This is a genomic window from Vibrio sp. 03_296, from assembly GCF_002265885.1.
This window is the reverse complement of record NZ_NPKW01000776.1, coordinates 1-1,224: the sequence shown is the minus strand read 5'-3', so window position 1 is coordinate 1,224 and position 1,224 is coordinate 1. Positions and strand designations below refer to the sequence as shown.

General features: G+C 41.9%; 2 pseudogenes. Both read right to left on the bottom strand.

Going from position 1 to position 1,224, the window contains the following annotated elements:
• A pseudogene (locus CIK04_RS27800) lies at positions 1 to 186 on the bottom strand (hypothetical protein); the annotation flags it as partial.
• A gap of 360 nt (positions 187 to 546) precedes the next feature.
• A pseudogene (locus CIK04_RS27795) lies at positions 547 to 1,034 on the bottom strand (YfbU family protein).
• Positions 1,035 to 1,224: the final 190 nt, after the last annotated feature.

The window sequence follows — 1,224 nt, the reverse complement described above, 5'->3', positions numbered from 1 at the left end:
CGGCTTAATCGTGGATGCATCGAGGTATCGACTAACTCAGGTTCTCCGATGGCCATAAGAAGTCGTTCAGCGGCATTCGCATAGGCACTTTTGTCATCTTTTACAAAGTGCAAGAAAGTCCTGTATCGACATCTCTTCATCTTTTGCAGCTTCATAGCGCGCTTGATAGTGGTCAAAAATACTCATGTCACATTCCCCTTCTTATTCGGTCTGCTCGACGAACGTTGGCAAATATCGTCCCTTCTCATTGATAAGCCTAGACGGGATTCTCAATTTTGCCCAATAAATTATGCATTTATTTAAGATAGGTGAGAGTTTGTTGCTTACTGTTCTGGCGGGTTTTTTCCTAATCAAAGAGTTTGAACCAAGGTGAGACAAGGAAAGTTAGATAATTGAAAGAATGGATATTGCTAACTTAGTATTGAAGTTTTTGTCGTGTAATKGGATTTTTTTGTCTTGAATACGCAAAAAAGGCTGACGCTGGTCAACCTTTCTATTTGAAATCAATCTGTTTGTCCGCGAAGCGTTAAACGCTAAGCTCTAAAACTAGGCATTAAAAATTTGGCGCAGTTCAGTCGCACATAAGTGGTATTGACCGAGGGCACTTTGCGCCAAGTCGCCAACATGCGGCGTATTTTCCAGCATCGGCATTTGGCTGTTGAAGTGGTGGTCGCCTTTATCGAATTGAGGGTAGAGACCTTCAGATTCGGTTAAGAATCGAACGTAGTGAACCAATTGTGCTTCAGAGGCAATATCAAAACCGAGGAACTGAAGGCGACGCTGATCAACCTGGTTAGATTCCTCCGCATCAAGCATACGGAAAGACTCTTGCATCGCATGGTACATTTCCATCACATCGATAATTTTTTTACAAAGTGCTTCAGTGATGCAGCCGTAATCTTTGTTCAACTCACGCATTTGCAGCTCATAGCCACGCTCAACGATGGTCTGAAACGCTGATATTTTTCTGCATTTTCAGGGTCGAGCTGAGACATCAACTTATACTGGTTGGATAGGATCAATCGTTTGTGCATCGATCATTTCCATGGTGACCTCACTATATATTCTCTAATTGTGTTGTTGACGTTAGGTTAGCGGAACATCACACGATGAAACATGATCTCAACACAGTTTTAATGGGAAAAATGGAAAATTTGTTTGTTGATCTGAGCACTATTTTCGGTAGTGGTTATAAATGTAATCACGGTCTGAAAAGACGCGTAG